4 protein-coding genes are annotated in these 4,236 nt (G+C 62.6%); all 4 read right to left on the bottom strand.

Going from position 1 to position 4,236, the window contains the following annotated elements:
- The coding region (gene codA, locus OQK_RS28210) for a cytosine deaminase (protein WP_038862234.1) at positions 1-1,103 on the bottom strand (1,103 nt) is incomplete at its 3' end.
- Positions 1,104-1,116: 13 nt separating this feature from the next.
- Positions 1,117-2,388 (bottom strand): cytosine permease, encoded by a 1,272-nt coding sequence (codB, locus tag OQK_RS28205; protein ID WP_016775416.1) that lies wholly within the window; start codon positions 2,386-2,388, stop codon positions 1,117-1,119.
- Positions 2,389-2,747: 359 nt separating this feature from the next.
- Positions 2,748-3,104 (bottom strand): 6-carboxytetrahydropterin synthase QueD, encoded by a 357-nt coding sequence (gene queD / locus OQK_RS28200; RefSeq protein ID WP_007915588.1) that lies wholly within the window; start codon positions 3,102-3,104, stop codon positions 2,748-2,750.
- 85 nt (positions 3,105-3,189) lie between these two features.
- A partial coding sequence (locus OQK_RS28195) for a hypothetical protein (protein WP_016775415.1) occupies positions 3,190-4,236 on the bottom strand: 1,047 nt, incomplete at its 5' end.

Raw genomic sequence — 4,236 nt, 5'->3', positions numbered from 1 at the left:
CGGCCCTGTTCCAGTCCGTAGCGCTCGCCCAGGTGCATGGCTTTGGCGCTGTTGTCGGTGACCAGATCCAGCGCGCTTTGCAGGTTGCGATAACCGAGCATGTGGCAGATGTGCAAACCCGCTTCAAGCACGCGCAGGATGTTGCCGTTACCCAGCGGATACCACGGGTCGACGATCGAATCCTGACCGAAACACACGTTCATCCCGGCTTCGAGCAGTTCATTGACGCGGGTCACGCCCCGGCGTTTCGGGAAGTTGTCGAAGCGCCCTTGCAGATGAATGCTTTCGGTCGGGCAGGAAACAAAACTGATCCCGGAATGGCCGAGCAGGCGGAACAGTTTGGCGCAGTAGGCGTTGTCATAAGAGCCCATCGCGGTGGTGTGGCTGGCGGTGACGCGGGCGCCCATGTCGCGGCTGCGCGCTTCTTCGGCAAGCACTTCGAGGAAACGTGAATGCGGATCGTCAGTCTCGTCGCAGTGCACGTCGACCAGGCAGCCGGTGCGCTCGGCCAGGTCCATGAGGAACTTCACCGAGCTGACGCCCTGATCACGGGTGTATTCGAAATGCGGAATGCCGCCGACCACGTCAGCGCCCATGCGGATCGCCTCTTCCATCAGCTCGCGCCCGTTGCGGAACGACTCGATGCCTTCCTGCGGGAACGCGACGATTTGCAGGTCAATCAGGTGACGGCTTTCCTCACGCACTTCGAGCATGGCCTTGAGCGCGGTGAGTTGCGGGTCGGTGACGTCAACGTGGGTGCGCACGTGCTGAATACCGTGGGCGGCCAGGGCCTGAATGGTCTTCTTGGCGCGGGTCTTGGTGTCTTCTTCGGTGATGGTGAACTTGCGCTCGCCCCAGCATTCGATGCCTTCGAACAGCGTGCCGCTCATGTTCCAGCGCGGCTCGCCAGCGGTGAGGGTGGCGTCGAGGTGGATGTGCGGCTCGACGAAGGGCGGCACCACCAGATTGCCGCCGGCATCGAGGTCATCCGGGCCGAGGGTCGGCGCTTCGGTCTGACGGGCGATGCTGCGGATCAGGCCGTCTTCAAGGTGCAACTCGTGCAGGCCTTCCTGGTTGCGCAGGCGGGCGTTGATGATGTGCATCAGGCAAATCCTTTTATAGGTCTTGTAGTGGTGCGCTGACGCGACGGGCGCCGAGCATACCGGTGACGATGACATACGTTAGCGCGGCAGCGGCAATCCCTACCAGCGGTGCGACCCAGGGCGAACTGAACGCAGCGACGGTGCCCACCCCGTAGGCCCCGAGCCCCGGCCAGTTGAACGCCGGCAACCGTGCGTCGGCCAGACGCGGATAGTGCCCGCGCCAGCGGTAGAAGAAGTCAGCCATGATCACCCCGCCAATCGGCGGAATCACCGTGCCGAGCAGAATCAGGTACGGCACCAGCATGTCGTACATGCCCAGCAGGGCAAGCAGGGTGCCGATCACCGCACCACCGAGGGTAACGGTTCTGCGCCGACCGGTACGCAGCAGGTTGCAGCCGGCCACGGCGAAGTTGTAGATGGTGTTGTCCTGCGTACTCCAGATGTTCAGCAAGAGCATGGCCATCGCGGCCATGGCGAAGCCCTGCAACAGCAGCACTTCAACCACATCCGGCTGTTGATAGACGATCGCGCCGTATGCGCCGATCAGCACCATCAGGCCGTTGCCGATGAAAAAACCGATCAGGCTGGCCAGCACTGCCACTTTTGCCGAGCGCGAAAATCGCGTCCAGTTGGTGGCTTGGGTCGCGCCGCTGACGAAGGTGCCGAAGACCAGGGTGATCGCCGTCGACCAGTCCAGCGAACCGCTCGGCACCACGCTGAGCAAGCCTTCGAAGCCGCCGACTTTCACGGTCGCTGCCCACATCGACAGCATCAGCAGCAACATCATCGCTGGCACCGCGATGTACGAGAGAATTTCCAGGCCGCGATAACCGATGTACGCCGTAGCGCAGAAGCCCAGACCGAACAGCACCATCAGGACCAGCACGGTGGTTTCATCGAGATTGAAATACTTGCCGATCACCACCGCCGCCGTCGCCGTGCCCCAGGCGTACCAGCCAATCTGGGTGAAGCCGAGGATCAGGTCGCTGAGCTTGCTGCCAACTTCGCCAAAACAGAAGCGGCCCATCAGCACTGAATTGAGGCCGCTCTTGAAGGCGATGTAACCCAGCCCTGCTGCGTACAGACCGAGCAGCAGGTTGCCGACAATGATCACCGCCATCATCTCGGCGAAACCGAACGCGACCCCCAGCTTGCCGCCGGCAAACATGGTCGCGGTGAAAAACGTGAAGCCCAGTAACACCATCGCCGTCGAGGCCAGGCCTTTGCGCGCGTGCATGGGGACTTCACTGAGCGGGTAATCGTTGCCGGAAGCGTTCTGCGTCATGGGGCAGTCCTTGCTGGAAGGGGAAGACGCAGAAGGGTTGCAGCGGTCGTGCCAAGCGGGGCAAGTGACCGAATGTGGAGACGCGACTGGGGTTTTCAGCGCGAAAGCAGTGCACTGAATGCACCAGGAGCCCAATGTGGGAGCGAGCCGTCGTGGGGCTGTCCTCTCTGATCGTTCCCACGCTCTGCGTGGGAATGCAGCCCAGGACGCTCCGCGTCCCATTCCAAAGCCGAACGCGGAGCGTCCGTTGAGGCATTCCCACGCAGAGCGTGGGAACGATCGGTGTCAGGGAAAATAATGTTGGGTCAGAAGAAGCGCATGAGGGCAGCGGCGATGGCTTTGGCAGGAGATCTTTGTTGCTATTCGCCGCGATAGATGCAGCCGCTGGTGCACGTCTCATGAATGCGGATCGCGCTGAGTTCCGGCAGCAATGGCTTCATCTCGTTCCAGATGAATTTGGCCAGCACTTCGCTGGTCGGGTTTTCCAGGCCGGGAATGTCGTTCAGGTAGTTGTGGTCAAGACGCTCATACAGCGGCTTGAAAATCGCTTTGATCTCGGAGAAATCGCGAATCCAGCCAGTGTGCGGATCGAGGTCGCCGCTCAGGTGCAGCGCGACCTTGAATGAGTGACCGTGCAGGCGGCCGCACTTGTGGCCGTCCGGGACGTGCGGCAGGCGGTGGGCGGATTCGAAAGTAAACTCTTTGAAGATTTCCACGGTATTTTCGGCTCTGTTCAGATGGCGTTCGCCGCAGCGATTCGGGCAGGCGGCGAGTTTATCAGCTTGTCTTTGGCCGTGCTGACTAAAGGGTCAGCAAGCGCTCGGCGAGGCGACCATTGGCCGTCAGTTCGAGAAATTCGTCGCCCAGTCGGCGGCTCTCGTCCATCGCCGTGTGCCAGTATTTCTGCCGGCTCGGCGCATCGCCCATAAAGCGTTTGAAGTCATTTCGATCGGGCAGTTTGCCGTAGGGCAGGCGCGCCAGATATTCCTTCGACGGCGCGACCAGCAGCACATCTTGCAAACGCTGCACCGAAGCGCGGCGCCAGGGCAGAGTCTTGTCGAACCAGCCGGGAATCACCCGATCGGTGAAGTGCGGATAGAGCACGATACCGTCGCCGCTGTAGGGCAGGTCGAGATGGTAGTCGAGCAAACCGCCGTCGCGGAACGTACCCGCGCCGGCGCCGGGCAAGTCGCGTACGCCTTCCATGACCATCGGGATCGATCCGGAAGCGAGCAGGGCCTGGCGCAGGTTGCCGGTGTTGAGGGCAACGAAACGCGAGGGGAAATCGGTCAAGGCATCAAGCGGCGGCGCCAGGCGCGGGTCGTGGATGATCAGCCGTTCGAAGTGCCGCGACAGACGTGCACGACCGCGCAGGTTGTCGGCGATCACTGAGCCCAGCGCCAGACCGAGGCGTCCGCGATGGTCTTCGGCGAGGCGGCCCTGGCTTTTCACCACCATGATGTTCAGTCGGTAACCGGCGTTTTCGAGGATGCTCGCATCGCGGCCGTCGAGCAGATCATTGAGCATGCGCTGCGAGCTCTGGCTGATCTCGGCCATGCTCACGCCTTTGTTGAAATGCTGCTCGGCGTAGAGCTGGCCGAGGCGGCGAATGCCTTCGGCGGCGTCCGGCAGGCAGGCGCTGGCGAAGCGCCAGGAACCCACCGAGGCGCCGATCAGCGAACGCTCGCGCGGCGCACTCGGCAGCCACTCGCCGAACAACGCCAGATCGAGCCCCTGAATCCCCAACGCCTTCGGCCCACCGGCCGCACCGGGCAGGGTGCCGACGTCCGCGGCGTGCAATCCCTGCGCACGAATCCGCGCCATGGCCCGTGGGCCGGCCTTGAGGGT

Source organism: Pseudomonas sp. R62 (assembly GCF_000257605.1).
Classification (GTDB): Bacteria; Pseudomonadota; Gammaproteobacteria; order Pseudomonadales; family Pseudomonadaceae; genus Aquipseudomonas; species Aquipseudomonas atacamensis.
This window is presented reverse-complemented; position numbering and strand designations above follow the sequence as displayed.

What these genes read in the sequence shown, in the direction of transcription:
- codB (WP_016775416.1), bottom strand. Translation starts at nt 2,388, where the DNA reads ATGACGCAGAACGCTTCCGGCAACGATTACCCGCTCAGTGAAGTCCCC.